This is a genomic window from Hydrogenophaga sp. LT287 (genome assembly GCF_055702805.1).
In genome coordinates this window covers 69,780-86,988 of the sequence record NZ_JBVPZC010000002.1, presented here as the reverse complement: position 1 = coordinate 86,988, position 17,209 = coordinate 69,780, and the positions used below count along the sequence as shown (strand labels likewise).

Below are 17,209 nucleotides of genomic sequence, written 5' to 3'. Positions count from 1 at the left end.
CGCCTTGGGTGGGGCGGTGAGGGCGGGTACCCACCTGCGACGGTGCCGCCCCGTACACTCCGGGCATGCTGATTTTGGGAATCGAATCGTCTTGTGACGAAACCGGCGTGGCCCTGGTGGACGCCAGCGGCACCGGCACGCCCCGGCTGCTGGGCCATGCCCTGCACAGCCAGATTGACATGCACCAGGCCTACGGCGGCGTGGTGCCCGAACTGGCCAGCCGCGACCACATACGGCGCGTGCTGCCTTTGACCGACGCCGTGTTGGCGCAGGCCGGGCTGCCGCTGTCGGCCGTGGACGCGGTGGGCTACACCCGCGGGCCGGGCCTGGCGGGCGCTTTGCTGGTGGGTTCGGGCGTGGCCTGTGCCCTGGGCTTTGCCCTGGGCAAGCCGGTGCTGGGCGTGCACCACTTGGAAGGGCATTTGTTGTCGCCGTTTCTCAGCGCCGACCCGCCTGAGTTTCCGTTTGTGGCGCTGCTGGTGTCGGGCGGCCACACCCAGCTGATGCGGGTGGACGGCGTGGGGCGCTACGAACTGTTGGGCGAAACCATCGACGATGCCGCCGGCGAGGCGTTTGACAAGTCGGCCAAGCTGCTCGGCCTGGGTTACCCCGGCGGGCCTGCGCTGTCCAAGCTGGCCGAGCAGGGCGATGCGCTGGCCTACAAGCTGCCGCGCCCGCTGCTGCACAGCGGCGACCTCGATTTTTCGTTTGCCGGCCTGAAAACGGCGGTGTTGACCCAGGTGAAGCGGCTGGCCCACGCCAGCATGGACGGCCCGGCTACCACGCACCTGGCCGACCCGCTGAGCCTGCAGCAGAAGGCCGACGTGGCCGCCTGCGTGCAGGCCGCCATTGTGGAGGTGCTGGTGAAGAAGTCGCTGGCAGCGGTCAAGCTGACCGGCTTGCGCCGGCTGGTCGTGGCGGGCGGTGTGGGCGCCAACGCGCTGCTGCGCGAGCAGCTCAATGCCGCCTGCGCCAAAAGCGGTCTGCGCGTGCACTACCCCGAGCTGCACCTGTGCACCGACAACGGCGCCATGATCGCCCTGGCCGCTGGCCTGCGGGCCCAGGCCGGCCTAGCGTTCACCGGTGACGAGCCGTTTGCCGCCAGCGGCTACCGCTTTGACGTGCGGCCCCGGTGGCCGTTGGCCGAGCTGGCACAAGCCAGCGCCTGATCGGCCTGGCACCCGATTTGCAAGGCTTCGGGCGGCTCATTTCGGCCATGAGCGGCTGACCATCGGCCAGCGAAAACCGGTGGCTGGGCAAAGTTAATTATGAATTACACTGCGCCACCCCGACCCAGCGCGTCACGGGTCTCGCTCCCATTGGGGCATCTGGACCCCGCCTGGGAACTGTGCCGGCCACCCGCCAGCCCACCTTCACCGGAACCCGTATGAAACCCGTTTTGTCATATTCTTCGCGCCGGCGCTGCACCACCTGGGCGCTGGCCATGGCGGCCTGTCTGAGCCTGCCGGTGGCCGCGCAGCCAGCCGTTCAAACCGCTGGCGCATCCCCGATCCGCATCGGCATGATCGAAGGTCTTTCGGGTCCTTTTGCCAACACCGGCGAGGCCGTGTTCCGCAACCTGGTGTGGGCCACCGAGCGCGTGAACGCCCGCGGCGGCGTGAAGCTGCCCGGTGGCAACCGCCCCTTGCAGATCGAGCGCTTTGACAGCAAAGGCCAGACGGAAGAGGCCTTGTCAGCCCTGCGTTCCGCCATCGACCGCAACATCACCATCGTCACCCAGGGCAACAGCTCTGCGGCGGCGTCGGGCCTGATCGATGCCTTGAACAAGCACAACGAACGCGACCCGTCGCGCCGGGTGGTGTTTCTCAACTACTCGGCGGTTGACCCGGTGCTGACCAACGAGAAGTGCAGCTACTGGCATTTCCGGTTTGACGCCCACGCCGACATGCGCATGACCGCGCTCATGAGCGTGCTGCGTGAAGACGCAGCGCTGAAAAACATCTACCTGATCGGTCAGGACTACAGCTTTGGTCAGGCGGTGCTGCGCGAAGCGCGCAACCAGCTGGCGGCCAAGCGGCCCGACGTGAAAATTGTGGGCGACGAACTGCACCCCATGGCGCGGGTGAAAGACTTTTTGCCCTATGCCAACAAAATCAAGGCCAGCGGCGCCCAGGCCGTGCTCACCGGCAACTGGGGCAACGACCTGACGCTGCTGGTGAAAGCCGCTCGCGAAGTGGGTTTTGAAGGCACGTTTTACACCTTCTATGGCAACGCGCTGGGTGCGCCTGCGGCCATTGGCGATGCGGGTATCGGCAAAGTGGTGGCCGTGGCCGACTGGTTCCCCAACGTGGCCACGCGCGAGTCGGAAGCCTTCTACCAAGCCTTCCGCCAGCGTTTTCCCAAGCCCGAAGAGGACTATGTGCACATGCGCATGCAGCTCATGATCGAGTCGCTGGCGCAGGCCATTGAGCGCGCGGGCGCCGATGGCAGCCCGATCAACGCCGCCAACATCGCCGCCCAGCTCGAAAAAGCCGACGTCACCTTTGCCGGCCAGCGCGCCCGCATGCGCGCCGCCGACCACCAGTTTCAGCAGCCGCTGACGGTGGCGGTCATGGACCGCCAGGGCGCGCCCGGTGTGAGGTTCGATGTCGAAGGCTCGGGCTATGGTTTTCGTGTCATCCGCAGCATCAGCCCCCAGCAAGCCGAGCAGCCACACAGCTGTAACATGGTTCGACCATGACCCTCCCGCCGTCCGGAAGGGTCTCGAACAAAGGAAATGACTGATGCGTCAAGTGGTTGAGAACCTGGAAGAGTCGCGCATCCGCGAAGTGGCCAACGAAGGTCTGGGCCGCCCGGACGTGCTCAAGTTCTGGTTCGGCGAAAGCGACGAGGTCACGCCGGCTTTCATCCGCGAAGCGGCCATTGCCTCGCTGCAGCTGGGCGAGACCTTTTACGCCCACAACCTGGGGCTGCCCGAGTTGCGCCAGGCGATTGCGGTCTACACCCATGGTCTGCATCCTGGGCGCGGCGTCGACCATTGGTTTGACCGCATCGCCGTCACCTCGGGCGGCGTCAATGGCCTCATGCTGGCGTCACAGGCGCTGGTGGAGGCGGGTGACGAGGTGGTGGTGGTCACGCCCGCCTGGCCCAACCTGGTGGCGCAGCCGCAAATCATGAGCGCGCGGGTCAAAACCGTGTCGTTGACCGTGGCCGACGCCGGCGACAACGCGGGCGCCTGGGTGCTCGACATGACTGCCCTGCTGGCGGCCATCACCCCGGCCACGCGTTTGCTGATCGTGAACGCGCCCAACAACCCGACCGGCTGGACGCTCAGCCGCGACGAGCAGGCCGCCATCCTGGCGCACTGCCGCCGCACCGGCACCTGGGTGCTGGCGGACGAAGTTTATGAGCGGCTGTATTACGCCGCTGACAGCGCCAATGGCGCCGCGCCCAGCTTTCTGGATGTAGCCGAACCGGACGACCGCCTGATCGTTGCCCACAGTTTTTCCAAGAGCTTCCTCATGACCGGTTGGCGCCTGGGCTGGCTGGTGTTGCCGCCCGCGCTGACGCACGCCGTGGGCAAGCTGATTGAGTTCAACACCTCGTGCGCCCCGGTGTTCACCCAGCGCGCTGCCGTGGTGGCGCTGCAGCGCGGTGACGACGTGACACCCGCGCTGGTGGCCCACCTGCAAACCTGCCGCGACACCCTGGTGCCGCTGTTGCAAGCCATACCCGGCGTCACGCTGGCCATGCCGAAAGGCGGCATGTACGCTTTCTTTCGACTGGAAGGCCAGCCCGACTGCCTGGATGTGGCGAAGCGGTTGGTGCGCGAGGCCGGCCTGGGCCTGGCGCCGGGCAGCGCTTTTGGCCCTGAAGCGGCGGGCTGGCTGCGGTGGTGTTTTGCCAGCCGCGACCCGCAGCGCCTCGTGCAGGGCGTCGAGCGTTTGCAGGCCTGGCTGCGAGACCAGCGTTCAAAAGCGACTGGGCTATAATTGTCGGTTGCTGTCTGGTTAGACGGCAACTCACGCCCGTTGCGGCGGTCAGGCCTGGCGTTCCGTGCGCTGGCAGGCTGCGACGGGACGCATGTCACCCCAAGGAATTCAACATGATCGAAAAAACCATCAAAGCCGCCGTTGTTGCGGACAACGCCCGCGCCGCCAACGACACCGGTAGCCCGGAAGTGCAGGTCGCTATTTTGACCGCCCGCATCAACGAGCTGACCCCCCACTTCAAGACCCACGCCAAAGACCACCACGGTCGCCGTGGTCTGCTGCGCATGGTGAGCCGCCGCCGCAAGCTGCTGGACTACCTGAAGTCCAAAGACGCTCAGCGCTATATCGCCCTGATCGCCAAGCTGGGCCTGCGCAAGTAATTTTGAGTACGGCATGACACGCAAAACGCCTGAGTTGGTTCGCTGGCTCGGGCGTTTTTTGTTTGTCAGCCACGTTTTTTGATTCCGGAGCAGCAACAACAGAGCGAAGCTGTGTCATTCCAAAGGTGTTGATGGCCGCGCCCGTGCGGTGTTCAGCGGCTCTGGAATGGCATCGTGTTCTGGGTTGTGTTTCCGGGTTTTGTGCAGATGGTCTGCACGCCATGCCGCCCGCCAGTTCTGCTGGGTGGCCCATAGGAGAAAACCCATGAGCATGTTCAATAAAGTCACCAAGACCTTCCAGTGGGGCCAGCACACGGTCACCATGGAAACCGGCGAAATCGCCCGCCAGGCCACTGGCGCTGTGGTTGTCAACATCGACGACACCGTGGTGCTCGCCACCGTGGTCGCCAAGACCGATGCCAAGGCCGGTCAAGACTTCTTCCCGCTGACGGTGGACTACACCGAAAAGTCGTACGCCGCCGGCAAGATCCCCGGCAGCTTCTTCAAGCGCGAAGGCCGCCCCAGCGAACTCGAAACGCTGACCTGCCGCCTGATCGACCGCCCCATCCGCCCCCTGTTTCCTGAAGGCTTCTACAACGAAGTCCAGGTCATCGTGCACGTGGTCAGCCTGAACCCCGAAGTGCAGGCCGACATCGCGGCCATGATCGCCACGTCCGCAGCCCTGTCGGTGTCCGGTATCCCGTTCAACGGCCCCATTGGTGCAGCCCGCGTGGGTTACATCAACGGCCAGTACGTGCTCAACCCGGGTCAGACCCAGTTGAAAGACAGCCAGCTTGACCTGGTGGTCGCTGGTACGCAAGGCGCCGTGCTGATGGTGGAATCAGAAGCCGATCAGCTGTCCGAAGAGATCATGCTCGGCGCCGTGGTGTTTGGTCACGAGCAGGGCAATATCGCCATTGCCGCCATCAACGAGTTGGTGCGCGACGCTGGCAAGCCGGTCTGGGACTGGCGAGCGCCTGCCAAAGACGAAGCCCTGATCGCCAAGATCGACGGCCTGGCCAAGGCCAAACTCGAAGCCGCCTACCAGATTCGCAACAAGCAGGCCCGCACCCAGGCCTGCCGCACGGCTTATGCCGACGTCATGGCGAGCCTGAAAGCCGAAGGCGTGGCCTTTGACGGCGTGGCGATTGAAGCTTTGTTGTTTGAGATCGAAGCCAAGATCGTGCGCGGCCAAATTCTGGCTGGCGAGCCCCGCATCGACGGCCGCGATACCCGCACTGTGCGCGCCATCGAAATCCGCAACAGCGTGCTGCCCCGCACCCACGGCTCGTCGCTGTTCACCCGCGGTGAAACCCAGGCGCTGGTCGTGGCCACGCTCGGTACCGACCGCGACGCTCAGCGCATTGACGCACTGGCTGGCGAGTTCGAAGACCGCTTCATGCTGCACTACAACATGCCTCCCTTCGCCACTGGTGAAGCTGGCCGCTTTGGTACGCCCAAGCGCCGCGAAATCGGCCACGGCCGCCTGGCCAAGCGTGCGCTGATCGCCGCGCTGCCCAGCAAAGAAGACTTCCCTTACACGATGCGCCTGGTCTCGGAAATCACCGAGTCCAATGGTTCCTCGTCGATGGCTTCGGTCTGCGGCGGCTGCCTGGCGCTGATGGACGCTGGTGTGCCCATGAAGGCCCATGTGGCCGGTATCGCCATGGGTCTGATCAAGGACGGCAACCGTTTCGCCGTGCTGACCGACATCCTGGGTGACGAAGACCACCTGGGCGACATGGACTTCAAGGTTGCTGGCACCACCAACGGCATCTCGGCGCTGCAGATGGACATCAAGATCCAGGGCATCACCAAGGAAATCATGCAGGTTGCGCTGGCTCAGGCCAAAGAAGCCCGCATGCACATTCTGGGCAAGATGCAGGAAGCCATGGGCGAAGCCAAGACCGAAGTGTCCAACTTCGCGCCCAAGCTGTTCACCATGAAGATCAACCCCGAGAAGATCCGTGACGTGATCGGCAAAGGCGGCTCGGTGATCCGTGCGCTGACCGAAGAGACTGGCACCCAGATCAACATCGACGAAGACGGCACCATCACCATCGCATCGACCGACAGCGCCAAGGCTGATGAAGCCAAGCGCCGTATTCAGCAGATCACCGCCGAAGTCGAAATCGGCAAGGTCTACGAAGGCCCGGTCACCAAGATCCTGGACTTCGGTGCGCTGATCAACTTGCTGCCCGGCAAAGACGGTCTGCTGCACATCAGCCAGATCGCCCACGAGCGCGTTGAGCGCGTGACCGACTACCTGAGCGAAGGTCAGATCGTCAAAGTCAAGGTGCTGGAGACCGACGAAAAAGGCCGCGTCAAGCTGTCCATGAAAGCGCTGATCGACCGCAACAGCGGCGACCAGGGTCAGCAGCAACAGCAGCAATAAGACGGGGTTTTCTGGCCATGCAAGCGGTTGAAATCAGCGCCTACGGCGCACCCGACGTGTTGCGGTTGACCGAACGCCCCATGCCCGTAGCGGGCGAGGGCGAGGTGCTCATTCGTGTGAGCGCGTCGGGTGTGAACCGGCCTGATGTGCTGCAGCGAACCGGTAACTACCCGGTACCACCCGGCGCCTCTGACATTCCCGGCCTTGAAGTGGCGGGTGTCATCGAGTCGGGTGACGCGGCCGCCATGGCGGCTGTGGGTCTTGCTGTGGGCGACCGGGTGTGTGCGCTGGTGGCTGGCGGTGGCTATGCGCAGTTTTGCGTGGCCCCCGTCGGGCAGTGCCTTCCGGTGCCTGAAGGCCTGGACGATGTGGCTGCGGCCACCTTGCCCGAGACTTTCTTCACCGTCTGGAGCAACGTTTTTGACCGCGCGCGACTGCAGCCTGGTGAAACCCTGTTGATCCAGGGTGGTACCAGTGGTATCGGCGTGACCGCCATCCAGATGGCCAAGGCCCTGGGTGCGCGGGTGATCACCACCGCAGGCAGCGACGACAAGTGCGCCGCATGTCTGGCGCTGGGTGCCGACCACGCGATCAACTACAAAACACAAGACTTCGTGGCTGCTGTGGCTGAGCTCACCGGAGGTCAGGGCGTCCATGTGATTCTGGACATGGTGGCGGGATCCTATGTGGCTCGTGAGCTGGACTGCCTGGCCGAAGATGGCCGTTTGGTCATCATCGCGGTGCAGGGTGGCGTCAAGGCCGAGATCAATGCCGGCATGGTGTTGCGCCGGCGGTTGACCATTACCGGCTCGACCTTGCGTCCACGCACGGTCGCTTTCAAGACCGCCATCGCCCAGAGTCTGCGCACCACCGTCTGGCCGCTGTTGGCCAGTGGTCGCATCAAACCGGTCATCTACCGCGTGTTCAACGCGGGTGAGGCTGCATCGGCGCACACGCTGATGGAGTCCAACCAACACATCGGCAAGCTGGTCTTGACATGGTCCTGATCGCTGGCTGAACGCCGTGCTCGAGAGAAAGCTATGAAAAAACTCATCGCAGGTAACTGGAAAATGAACGGCTCACTGGCTGCCAACGAGGCGCTGGTCAAAGCCATGCTCGAAGGTCTGCAAGGCACCGAGCCCGCGGCAGACATGGCCTTGTGTGCGCCTGCACCCTACCTGGCGCAGCTGCAAGCCCTGCTCAAGGACAGCGCGATCGCTTGGGGCGCTCAAGACGTTTCCGCGCACGAGCAGGGCGCCTACACCGGTGAGGTCAGCGCCGCCATGTTGCGCGATTTCGCCTGCCGTTACGCGATCGTGGGTCACTCAGAGCGCCGCCAATACCATGGTGAAACGGACGCCACGGTGGCCACCAAGGCGCAACGTGCGCTGGCACTCGGCATCACGCCCATCGTGTGTGTGGGTGAAACCCTGGCCGAGCGCGAAGCCGGGCAAACCGAATCGGTGGTCAAGCGCCAGTTGGCTGCTGTGATACATGCTGTGGCGCATTGCACCAGTGAAATTGTGGTGGCCTACGAACCCGTGTGGGCCATCGGGACCGGCCAAACCGCTACGCCAGAAATGGCACAGCAAGTGCATGCCGTGTTGCGTGCCCAACTCTCGGCCGCTACACAGCACCCCGAGCGGGTGCACATCTTGTATGGCGGCAGCATGAATGCGGCCAATGCGGCCAGTCTGCTGGCGCAACCAGACATTGATGGCGGTCTGATTGGTGGTGCCTCGCTCAAGGCGGCCGACTTTTTGCAGATCGTGGCGGCTGCGCACTAAGCGCATCTGACCAATTACCTATTTCCGGAGAAAAAAATGAATGTTTTGTTGACCATCCTTCTTGCGGTGCAGCTTCTTTCCGCACTCGGCATGATTGGCCTGATCTTGATGCAGCACGGCAAAGGCGCCGACGCTGGCGCAGCCTTCGGTGGCGGTGCTGGTTCGGCCAGTCTGTTTGGCGCCTCTGGTGGTGCCAACTTCCTGTCACGTACCACCGCCGTGCTGGCCGGCGTGTTCCTCACCTGCACACTCGGTTTGGCGTATTTTGGCAACCTGCGCGAAGCGCCCGCGTCGGGCAGCGTGCTCGAAGGCTCGGTGCTGCCAGCCGACGTACCCGCCGCTGCACAAATTCCGGGCCAGGCCACGGGTCAAGTGCCCGCGCCGGCTGTGGTGGACACGCAACCTACGGGCACCGGTGCGGCACAAATTCCAGCCAAGTAAGCTGCATGAATCCTGCATGTGGTGGGTATTGAATTCGGCTGGCCTTTGCAGTCTTGAATTGCAGTGAAAATCCACCGCACGCCCTGAAAAATGGGGTTGTTTCAGGGTAAACTCTAACGGTTGTCGACAAGGTTCACACAGTCCCTCGTGAGCCCGACAATGCAGACCTAGCCGACGTGGTGAAATTGGTAGACACGCTATCTTGAGGGGGTAGTGGCGAAAGCTGTGCGAGTTCGAGTCTCGCCGTCGGCACCAATCTTTGGACAACATGGCCCATGCGCCATGTCAGCGGAACTTACCAAGATGAGTCTCGAGCAATACCTTCCCGTACTCTTGTTCATTTTGGTGGGTGTTGCGGTCGGGATCATTCCGCAGGTTCTGGGTTACATACTCGGCCCCAACCGCCCCGACGCGGAAAAAAATTCTCCCTACGAATGCGGCTTTGAGGCGTTTGAAGACGCTCGAATGAAGTTTGACGTGCGCTACTACTTGGTGGCTATTCTGTTCATTTTGTTCGATCTTGAAATTGCATTTTTGATTCCTTGGGCTGTGGCCTTCTCGGACATTGGTCTGACGGGCTTTCTGGCTGGGGTGGTTTTTCTGGCTATTCTGACCGTGGGCTTTGCTTACGAGTGGAAAAAAGGCGCGCTAGATTGGGAATGAGTATGCAATCCTCACGCGCAAACACCGGAGCTGTTCATGATTGAAGGCGTATTCAAAGAGGGTTTCGTCACCACCAGTTATGACTCGGTGGTGAACTGGGCCAAGACAGGTTCGCTGTGGCCGATGACGTTTGGCTTGGCCTGTTGTGCGGTTGAAATGATGCATGCAGCCACGGCCCGTTACGATCTTGGTCGATTTGGTGCCGAAGTGTTTCGCGCCAGCCCGCGCCAGTCAGATCTGATGATTGTGGCGGGTACGCTGTGCAACAAAATGGCGCCGGCTCTGCGCAAGGTCTACGATCAGATGGCTGAGCCGCGTTGGGTGTTGTCCATGGGTTCTTGCGCCAACGGTGGCGGGTATTACCACTACAGCTACTCGGTGGTTCGTGGTTGTGACCGCATCGTGCCTGTGGATGTGTATGTGCCGGGCTGTCCGCCTACGGCAGAAGCTTTGCTTTACGGGATCATCCAGTTGCAGCAAAAAATTCGGCGCACCAACACCATTGCGCGGGCCTGAGTGCCTGTTGTGATCTATCCGGTTCGAGCCCAGAAAGTCTTTTCATGAGCGATACACACGCGCCCTACGCCACTTCGCCTGAGGCGGTTCAAGCTTCTCTTGCTGCTTTGCTGGGTGACCGTGCCGAGTCGATCACGGTAGAGCGTGGTGAAGTGACTCTGACGGTGAGTGCTGCCAGCTATTTCGATGTCATGAAAAGCCTGCGTGACGCGCCTGTTGCGCGTTTCGAGCAGCTGATTGATTTGTGTGGCATGGACTACCAGACCTACGGCGATGGGCGTTGGGAAGGTTTGCGGTTTGCTGCGGTGGTTCACTTGTTGTCGGTCAGTCTCAACCAGCGCTTGCGCGTGCGGGTGTTTTGCCCGCAAGAAGATTTCCCGGTGCTGGCCTCGGTCACGTCGCTGTGGGCCTCTGCCAACTGGTACGAGCGCGAGGCGTTTGATCTGTTTGGCATCGTGTTTGAGGGGCATGACGACCTGCGCCGCATTTTGACCGACTACGGTTTCATTGGCCACCCTTTCCGCAAGGATTTCCCGCTTTCGGGTCATGTGGAAATGCGCTACGACGCCACGCGCCAGCGTGTGGTGTACGAGCCGGTGAGCATCGAGCCGCGAGAGATCACGCCGCGCGTGATCCGTGAAGACAATTACGGCGGGTTGCACTGAGCCGCAGGCGAACCGGAATACCCATGGCTGAAATCAAAAACTACACCCTGAACTTCGGACCGCAGCACCCGGCTGCCCACGGCGTGTTGCGCCTGGTATTGGAGCTCGATGGCGAGGTTGTGCAACGCGCCGACCCGCACATTGGCCTGCTGCACCGTGCAACCGAAAAGCTGGCCGAGAGCAAGACCTTCATCCAGTCGCTGCCCTACATGGATCGCCTGGACTACGTGTCCATGATGTGCAACGAGCACGCTTACTGTCTGGCGATTGAGAAGCTGTTGGGCATTGAAGTGCCTATTCGTGCCCAATACATCCGGGTAATGTTCTCGGAAATCACGCGCCTGATGAACCACCTGATGTGGCTCGGTTCGCATGGCAACGATTGCGGCAGCTCGACCATCCTGATCTACGCTTTTCGTGAGCGCGAAGACCTGTTCGACATGTACGAGGCGGTGTCAGGTGCTCGCATGCACGCGGCTTACTTCCGTCCCGGCGGTGTTTACCGCGATCTACCGGACACCATGCCGCAGTACCGCGTGAGCAAGATCCGCAATGCCAAGGCCATGGCCGAGTTGAACACCAACCGCCAGGGTTCATTGCTCGACTTCATCGACGATTTCACCAAGCGTTTCCCCACCTATCTGGGTGAATACCACACGCTGCTCACCGACAACCGTATCTGGAAACAGCGCACGGTGGGTATTGGTGTGGTGACGCCCGAGCGTGCGTTGAGTCTGGGCATGACCGGCCCCATGCTGCGTGGTTCCGGTATCGCGTGGGATTTGCGCAAGACCCAGCCTTACGATGTCTACGATCAGATGGAGTTCGACATCCCGGTGGGTAAGACGGGTGATTGCTATGACCGTTACCTCGTCCGCATGGAAGAGATGAAGCAGTCGAACCGCATCATCGAGCAATGTGTGAAATGGTTGCGCGCCAACCCTGGCCCCGTGATCACCGACAACCACAAAGTGGCCGCTCCATCGCGTGAATCGATGAAGTCGAACATGGAAGAGTTGATCCACCACTTCAAGTTGTTCACCGAAGGCTTTCATGTTCCCGAGGGCGAGGCCTATGCCGCGGTGGAGCATCCCAAAGGTGAGTTCGGCATTTACCTTGTGAGCGATGGCGCCAACAAGCCCTACCGTTTAAAAATTCGCGCTCCTGGCTTTGCGCATCTGGCCACCATGGACGAGATGGCCCGAGGCCACATGCTTGCAGACGCGGTGGCCATCATTGGCACCATGGACATCGTTTTTGGAGAGATTGACCGATGATCTCCGGCATCAAAACTGTGCAAACGGCATCGCTGCCCGAAGCCACCCTGCAGCGCTTCGCGCGCGAAGTTGCCAAGTACCCTGCTGACCAGGCCCAGTCCGCTGTGATGGCCTGTCTGTCAATCGTGCAACAAGAGCAAGGTCATGTGAGCCTGGAAGCTGAAAAGGCGATCGCGCAATACCTGGGTATGGCGCCGATTGCCGTGCATGAAGTAACCACCTTCTACAACATGTACAACCAGCACCCGGTGGGCAAGTTCAAGCTCAACGTGTGCACCAACCTGCCATGTCAGCTGCGCGATGGCAACAAAGCGCTGAAACACTTGGAGCACAAACTCGGTGTCACCATGGGCGGTACCACACCCGATGGCATGTTCACCTTGCAGCAGAGCGAGTGTCTGGGTGCTTGCGCCGACTCACCTGTGATGCTGGTTAATGACCGCCACATGTGCAGTTTCATGAGCAACGACAAACTCGACCAGCTGATCGACGGCTTGCGGTCGACGGAGGCAAAGTGACATGAACGCCGAGCAAATTTTTTCTCAGTTTCGCGCCACCGGCGTGCAAACGTGTTTTCACGGTCGTCATATCAATCCGCAGATTTACGCAGATTTGAACGGCAGCAACTGGTCGCTCAAAGATTACGAAGCACGGGGTGGCTACCAAGCCTTGCGCAAAATCTTGGGGCAGGACGGTTCGGCACCGAATCCCGACACCGGTGTGGCCGGTTTGACGCAGGACCAGGTGATTGCAACGCTGAAAGAGTCGGCGTTGCGTGGACGTGGCGGCGCAGGATTCCCGACCGGCCTGAAGTGGAGCTTCATGCCGCGCCAGTTCCCGGGCCAAAAATACCTGGTTTGCAATTCGGACGAGGGCGAGCCTGGCACCTGCAAAGACCGCGACATCCTGATGTACAACCCGCACATCGTGATCGAGGGTATGGCGATTGCCGCCTTCGCCATGGGTATCAGCGTGGGTTACAACTACATTCACGGCGAAATTTTTGAAGCCTACGACCGCTTCGAAGCAGCGTTGGAAGAGGCCCGTGCTGCAGGCTTGTTGGGTAACAACATCATGGGCAGCAACTTCAGCTTCCAGCTGCATGCGTTCCATGGCTTTGGTGCCTACATTTGCGGTGAGGAAACTGCGCTGCTTGAATCCCTTGAAGGCAAAAAAGGCCAGCCACGTTTCAAGCCTCCATTTCCAGCCAGCTTTGGCTTGTATGGCAAGCCCACCACGATCAACAACACCGAAACCTTTGCGGCTGTTCCTTGGATCATCCGCAACGGTGGTCAGGCCTATCTGGAATGTGGCAAGCCCAACAACGGTGGGACCAAGATTTTCTCCGTCAGTGGTGACGTGGAGAGCCCGGGTAACTTTGAGGTTCCCATGGGGACGCCGTTTTCCAAGCTGCTGGAACTTGCCGGTGGCGTGCGCAAAGGGCGCAAGCTCAAAGCGGTGATTCCTGGCGGTTCTTCGTCGCCCGTGTTGCCTGCGTCGATCATGATGGAATGCACGATGGACTACGACTCGATTTCCAAAGCCGGCTCGATGCTGGGCTCTGGTGCCGTGATCGTGATGGACGATAGCCGATGCATGGTCGAATCCCTCAAGCGCTTGTCTTACTTCTACATGCACGAAAGCTGTGGCCAGTGCACACCTTGCCGCGAAGGCACGGGTTGGCTCTGGCGCTTGGTGGACCGCATTGAGCGCGGCGAAGGCAAGCCGGCTGACATGGCTTTGCTGGACAACGTGGCAGAGAACATCATGGGGCGCACCATTTGCGCCCTGGGCGACGCAGCGGCGATGCCGGTGCGCGCCATGATCAAACACTTCCGGCCTGAGTTCGAGCACTACATCGAACACAAGACCCGCATGGCCACGGCCAACGTCTGAAAAAGAAGTCGCACATGGTTGAAATTGAACTCGACGGCAAAAAGGTGGAAGTGCCCCCGGGCAGCATGGTGATGCATGCTGCCGAGAAGGCAGGTACCTACATTCCCCATTTCTGCTACCACAAGAAACTGTCCATTGCGGCCAACTGCCGTATGTGTCTGGTGGATGTGGAGAAGGCACCCAAACCCATGCCCGCCTGCGCCACGCCGGTGACCATGGGCATGATCGTGCGCACCAAGAGCGACAAGGCGATCAAGGCCCAGCAGTCGGTGATGGAGTTTCTGCTCATCAACCATCCGTTGGACTGCCCGATTTGCGACCAGGGCGGTGAATGCCAGTTGCAGGATCTGGCCGTGGGTTACGGCGCTGGAGCCTCGCGTTACGAAGAAGAAAAACGCGTGGTGTTCCACAAGGACGTCGGTCCGTTGGTTTCGATGCAGGAAATGAGCCGCTGCATCCATTGCACCCGCTGCGTTCGCTTCGGACAGGAAATCGCCGGTGTCATGGAGTTGGGCATGTCGCACCGAGGCGAGCACGCCGAGATCGAGGCCTTTGTGGGCAACACGGTCGACTCCGAGTTATCCGGCAACATGATCGACATCTGCCCGGTGGGCGCGCTTACTAGCAAACCGTTTCGTTACAGCGCCCGCACCTGGGAACTCTCGCGCCGCAAGAGCGTGAGTCCGCACGATTCAACCGGTGCCAACCTGATTGTTCAGGTGAAAAACCACAAGGTCATGCGTGTGGTGCCGCTGGAAAACGAAGCCGTCAACGAATGCTGGATCGCCGACCGCGACCGTTTCTCTTACGAGGCCGTCAACAGCGAAGAACGGTTGACCGCACCCATGCTCAAGCAGGGCGGCGAGTGGAAAACGGTGGACTGGCAGACGGCGCTGGAATACGTAGCCAACGGCCTGAAGCAGGTCAAGACCGAACACGGCGCTGGCACCATCGGTCTGCTGGCCAGTCCGCACAGCACGGTTGAAGAACTCGCGTTGGCTGGTGCCTTGGTGCGCGGTCTCGGTAGCCAAAACATGGATGCGCGTTTGCGCAGCGCCGATTTCACCAACACCGCGCCGGTTGGTGCTGCGCGCTGGTTGGGTCAATCCATCGCATCGCTGTCTTCGCTTCAGCGTGTGCTGGTGGTGGGGTCCCATCTGCGCAAAGACCATCCGCTGTTTGCACAGCGTATCCGTCAAGCTGCTCGAAAAGGCTGCCAGGTCAACGTGCTGGACGCCGTGTCGCAAGACTGGGCGATGGCCGTCAAAAACACCATGCTGGCTGAAACCGCTTCGTGGGTCTCGGCTCTGGCAAGCATTGCCGCTGCAGTGGCCCAAGAAACGGGTGCTGCGGCACCAGCGGCCGCCGAGGTGAGCGACGCTGCTCGTGCTGTCGCCAAATCGCTCTTGGGTGGTGAGCAAAAAGCCATTCTGCTAGGCAACGCAGCGGCACACCATGAAAAAGCCAGCAGCTTGCTGGCACTGGCCAACTGGATTGGGCAGCAGACGGGTGCGACCGTGGGTTATCTCACCGAGGCAGCCAACACCGTTGGCGCACAGCTTGTGGGCGCTACACCTGGTCAAGGCGGTCTTCATGCGGCTCAAATGCTGGGCGGCGCCCTCAAGGCGGTGGTGCTTCTGAACACCGAACCTGCCCACGACAGCGCTGCAGGTTCCTCCGGTCTCGCTCACGCTGACATGGTGGTCACGCTCAGCCCTTTCAAGTCGAACATGGACGTGAGCGATGTGTTGCTGCCCATCGCGCCCTTCACCGAAACGTCGGGCTCTTTTGTCAACGCCGAAGGTCGTCTGCAGAGTTTCCACGCGGTGGTGCGTCCGCTGGGTGAAACCCGCCCAGCTTGGAAGGTGCTCCGCGTGCTGGGCAACTTGCTCGGCTTGGCCGGATTTGACGCCGACTCTTCGCAAGCCGTGTTGGCAAATGCACTGCCCGGTGTGGTTGCCGGAAGCACCGTGGACGCCACGCGTCTGTCCAACACCTGTTCAGTGAGTATCGACCTCGCTCCAGCCGGTGCCCAGCCTTGTGTGGCTTCCATTTGCCAGCTCGATGGGCTGGTTCGGCGTGCCACCTCGTTGCAGCTCACGAGCGACGCACGCGCGGCAAGCGTGCAGACGGAAGGAGTCCACGCATGATCGACGCCATGTACAACGGCGGTATGGGCTTGATTGCTGCCTCGTGGTGGACCACGGCGGCTTGGCCTGTGCTCTGGATTTTGATCAAGATTGTGGCCGTGCTCGCACCTCTCATGGGCGCTGTGGCTTACCTCACCTTGTGGGAGCGCAAGTTGTTGGGTTTTATCCAGGTTCGCCTGGGCCCTAACCGGGTCGGTCCATTTGGCCTGTTGCAGCCCATCGCCGACGCGATCAAACTCCTGACCAAGGAAATCATCAGCCCCAGCGCGGCCAGCAGCGGTCTGTTTCGTCTGGGTCCCATCATGGCCATCATGCCGGCGCTCGCCGCTTGGGTCGCGGTGCCGTTTGGTCCCGATGCGATCCTCGCCAACGTCAATGCGGGCTTGCTCGTCATTCTGGCCATCACGTCCATCGAGGTTTACGGCGTGATCATCGCCGGCTGGGCATCCAACTCCAAATACGCCTTTCTCGGCGCCTTGCGTGCCTCGGCACAAATGGTGAGCTATGAAATCGCCATTGGCTTCTGCTTCCTGGTGGTCGTGATGACCGCCGGCAGCCTGCACCTGGGTGAGATCGTGGCTTCACAAAGCCGCGGTATGGCCGCAGACATGGGCCTCAATTTCCTGTCCTGGAACTGGTTGCCTCTGTTGCCCATTTTCTTTGTCTATCTGATCTCTGGCGTGGCCGAGACCAACCGTCACCCGTTTGACGTCGTGGAGGGCGAAGCAGAGATCGTTGCTGGTCACATGGTCGAGTACTCGGGCATGGGTTTCGCCATCTTCTTCCTGGCCGAATACGCCAGCATGTGGTTGATCTCCATCCTGGCTGTGCTGATGTTCCTCGGCGGCTGGCTGCCCCCTATTGACAGCGCGCTGTTCAATTGGATCCCGGGCTGGATCTGGCTGGGTCTGAAGACCTTCCTCGTGGTGTCGATGTTCATCTGGATCCGAGCCACTTTCCCTCGCTTCCGTTACGACCAGATCATGCGTCTGGGCTGGAAGATTTTCATTCCTGTCACGCTCATCTACCTGCTGCTGGTCGGCGCGTTGATGCAGACGTCTTGGAATATCTGGAAATAAGCAGGGC

16 protein-coding genes and 1 tRNA gene are annotated in these 17,209 nt (G+C 61.2%); all 17 read left to right on the top strand.

Features of this window, described 5'->3' with window-relative positions:
* Positions 1-65 precede the first annotated feature (65 nt).
* Positions 66-1,169 (top strand): tRNA (adenosine(37)-N6)-threonylcarbamoyltransferase complex transferase subunit TsaD, encoded by a 1,104-nt coding sequence (gene tsaD / locus AC0GNR_RS02270; protein ID WP_472899386.1) that lies wholly within the window; start codon positions 66-68, stop codon positions 1,167-1,169.
* A gap of 218 nt (positions 1,170-1,387) precedes the next feature.
* On the top strand, positions 1,388-2,701 hold the full coding sequence (locus AC0GNR_RS02265) for a branched-chain amino acid ABC transporter substrate-binding protein (RefSeq protein ID WP_472899385.1): 1,314 nt from the start codon (positions 1,388-1,390) through the stop codon (positions 2,699-2,701).
* Positions 2,702-2,744: 43 nt separating this feature from the next.
* Positions 2,745-3,953, top strand: coding sequence for a pyridoxal phosphate-dependent aminotransferase (locus tag AC0GNR_RS02260; protein WP_472899384.1), 1,209 nt, complete (start codon positions 2,745-2,747; stop codon positions 3,951-3,953).
* 113 nt (positions 3,954-4,066) lie between these two features.
* Positions 4,067-4,333, top strand: coding sequence for a 30S ribosomal protein S15 (gene rpsO / locus AC0GNR_RS02255; RefSeq protein WP_472899383.1), 267 nt, complete (start codon positions 4,067-4,069; stop codon positions 4,331-4,333).
* 265 nt (positions 4,334-4,598) lie between these two features.
* Entirely contained in the window at positions 4,599-6,728 is a 2,130-nt protein-coding gene (gene pnp / locus AC0GNR_RS02250) for a polyribonucleotide nucleotidyltransferase (protein ID WP_472899382.1), read from the top strand.
* Positions 6,729-6,745: 17 nt separating this feature from the next.
* Positions 6,746-7,735 carry an NAD(P)H-quinone oxidoreductase gene (locus tag AC0GNR_RS02245; RefSeq protein WP_472899381.1) on the top strand — a complete coding sequence of 330 codons (990 nt, stop codon included), beginning with the start codon at positions 6,746-6,748 and terminating at the stop codon, positions 7,733-7,735.
* 33 nt (positions 7,736-7,768) lie between these two features.
* A complete protein-coding gene (gene tpiA, locus AC0GNR_RS02240) occupies positions 7,769-8,515 on the top strand; it encodes a triose-phosphate isomerase (RefSeq protein ID WP_472899380.1) in 747 nt (248 codons plus the stop codon).
* A 36-nt stretch (positions 8,516-8,551) separates the two neighbouring features.
* Positions 8,552-8,956 carry a preprotein translocase subunit SecG gene (gene secG / locus AC0GNR_RS02235; protein ID WP_472899379.1) on the top strand — a complete coding sequence of 135 codons (405 nt, stop codon included), beginning with the start codon at positions 8,552-8,554 and terminating at the stop codon, positions 8,954-8,956.
* A gap of 170 nt (positions 8,957-9,126) precedes the next feature.
* Positions 9,127-9,211, top strand: a tRNA-Leu gene (locus tag AC0GNR_RS02230).
* 48 nt (positions 9,212-9,259) lie between these two features.
* Positions 9,260-9,619, top strand: coding sequence for an NADH-quinone oxidoreductase subunit A (locus AC0GNR_RS02225; RefSeq protein WP_439114644.1), 360 nt, complete (start codon positions 9,260-9,262; stop codon positions 9,617-9,619).
* Positions 9,620-9,655: 36 nt separating this feature from the next.
* Entirely contained in the window at positions 9,656-10,135 is a 480-nt protein-coding gene (locus AC0GNR_RS02220) for a NuoB/complex I 20 kDa subunit family protein (protein WP_068175390.1), read from the top strand.
* 44 nt (positions 10,136-10,179) lie between these two features.
* The gene (locus AC0GNR_RS02215) at positions 10,180-10,800 is read left to right on the top strand and encodes an NADH-quinone oxidoreductase subunit C (RefSeq protein WP_472899378.1); all 621 of its coding nucleotides are present in this window, start codon (positions 10,180-10,182) and stop codon (positions 10,798-10,800) included.
* A 23-nt stretch (positions 10,801-10,823) separates the two neighbouring features.
* The gene (locus AC0GNR_RS02210; RefSeq protein ID WP_472899377.1) at positions 10,824-12,077 is read left to right on the top strand and encodes an NADH-quinone oxidoreductase subunit D; all 1,254 of its coding nucleotides are present in this window, start codon (positions 10,824-10,826) and stop codon (positions 12,075-12,077) included.
* Positions 12,074-12,595 carry an NADH-quinone oxidoreductase subunit NuoE gene (nuoE, locus tag AC0GNR_RS02205; RefSeq protein WP_472899376.1) on the top strand — a complete coding sequence of 174 codons (522 nt, stop codon included), beginning with the start codon at positions 12,074-12,076 and terminating at the stop codon, positions 12,593-12,595. The genes AC0GNR_RS02210 and nuoE overlap by 4 nt, the downstream gene beginning before the upstream one ends.
* Before the next feature lies 1 nt (position 12,596).
* Positions 12,597-13,973, top strand: a complete 1,377-nt coding sequence (gene nuoF / locus AC0GNR_RS02200; protein WP_472899375.1) for an NADH-quinone oxidoreductase subunit NuoF — start codon at positions 12,597-12,599, stop codon at positions 13,971-13,973.
* 14 nt (positions 13,974-13,987) lie between these two features.
* On the top strand, positions 13,988-16,123 hold the full coding sequence (gene nuoG, locus AC0GNR_RS02195) for an NADH-quinone oxidoreductase subunit NuoG (RefSeq protein ID WP_472899374.1): 2,136 nt from the start codon (positions 13,988-13,990) through the stop codon (positions 16,121-16,123).
* Positions 16,120-17,202 (top strand): NADH-quinone oxidoreductase subunit NuoH, encoded by a 1,083-nt coding sequence (gene nuoH, locus AC0GNR_RS02190; protein WP_304825461.1) that lies wholly within the window; start codon positions 16,120-16,122, stop codon positions 17,200-17,202. The genes nuoG and nuoH overlap by 4 nt, the downstream gene beginning before the upstream one ends.
* Positions 17,203-17,209: the final 7 nt, after the last annotated feature.

Coding starts and splice junctions, on each gene's coding strand:
- tsaD (WP_472899386.1), top strand. CDS start 66: ATGCTGATTTTGGGAATCGAATCGTCTTGTGACGAAACCGGCGTGGCC.
- AC0GNR_RS02265 (WP_472899385.1), top strand. CDS start 1,388: ATGAAACCCGTTTTGTCATATTCTTCGCGCCGGCGCTGCACCACCTGG.
- AC0GNR_RS02260 (WP_472899384.1), top strand. CDS start 2,745: ATGCGTCAAGTGGTTGAGAACCTGGAAGAGTCGCGCATCCGCGAAGTG.
- rpsO (WP_472899383.1), top strand. CDS start 4,067: ATGATCGAAAAAACCATCAAAGCCGCCGTTGTTGCGGACAACGCCCGC.
- pnp (WP_472899382.1), top strand. CDS start 4,599: ATGAGCATGTTCAATAAAGTCACCAAGACCTTCCAGTGGGGCCAGCAC.
- AC0GNR_RS02245 (WP_472899381.1), top strand. CDS start 6,746: ATGCAAGCGGTTGAAATCAGCGCCTACGGCGCACCCGACGTGTTGCGG.
- tpiA (WP_472899380.1), top strand. CDS start 7,769: ATGAAAAAACTCATCGCAGGTAACTGGAAAATGAACGGCTCACTGGCT.
- secG (WP_472899379.1), top strand. CDS start 8,552: ATGAATGTTTTGTTGACCATCCTTCTTGCGGTGCAGCTTCTTTCCGCA.
- AC0GNR_RS02225 (WP_439114644.1), top strand. CDS start 9,260: ATGAGTCTCGAGCAATACCTTCCCGTACTCTTGTTCATTTTGGTGGGT.
- AC0GNR_RS02220 (WP_068175390.1), top strand. CDS start 9,656: ATGATTGAAGGCGTATTCAAAGAGGGTTTCGTCACCACCAGTTATGAC.
- AC0GNR_RS02215 (WP_472899378.1), top strand. CDS start 10,180: ATGAGCGATACACACGCGCCCTACGCCACTTCGCCTGAGGCGGTTCAA.
- AC0GNR_RS02210 (WP_472899377.1), top strand. CDS start 10,824: ATGGCTGAAATCAAAAACTACACCCTGAACTTCGGACCGCAGCACCCG.
- nuoE (WP_472899376.1), top strand. CDS start 12,074: ATGATCTCCGGCATCAAAACTGTGCAAACGGCATCGCTGCCCGAAGCC.
- nuoF (WP_472899375.1), top strand. CDS start 12,597: ATGAACGCCGAGCAAATTTTTTCTCAGTTTCGCGCCACCGGCGTGCAA.
- nuoG (WP_472899374.1), top strand. CDS start 13,988: ATGGTTGAAATTGAACTCGACGGCAAAAAGGTGGAAGTGCCCCCGGGC.
- nuoH (WP_304825461.1), top strand. CDS start 16,120: ATGATCGACGCCATGTACAACGGCGGTATGGGCTTGATTGCTGCCTCG.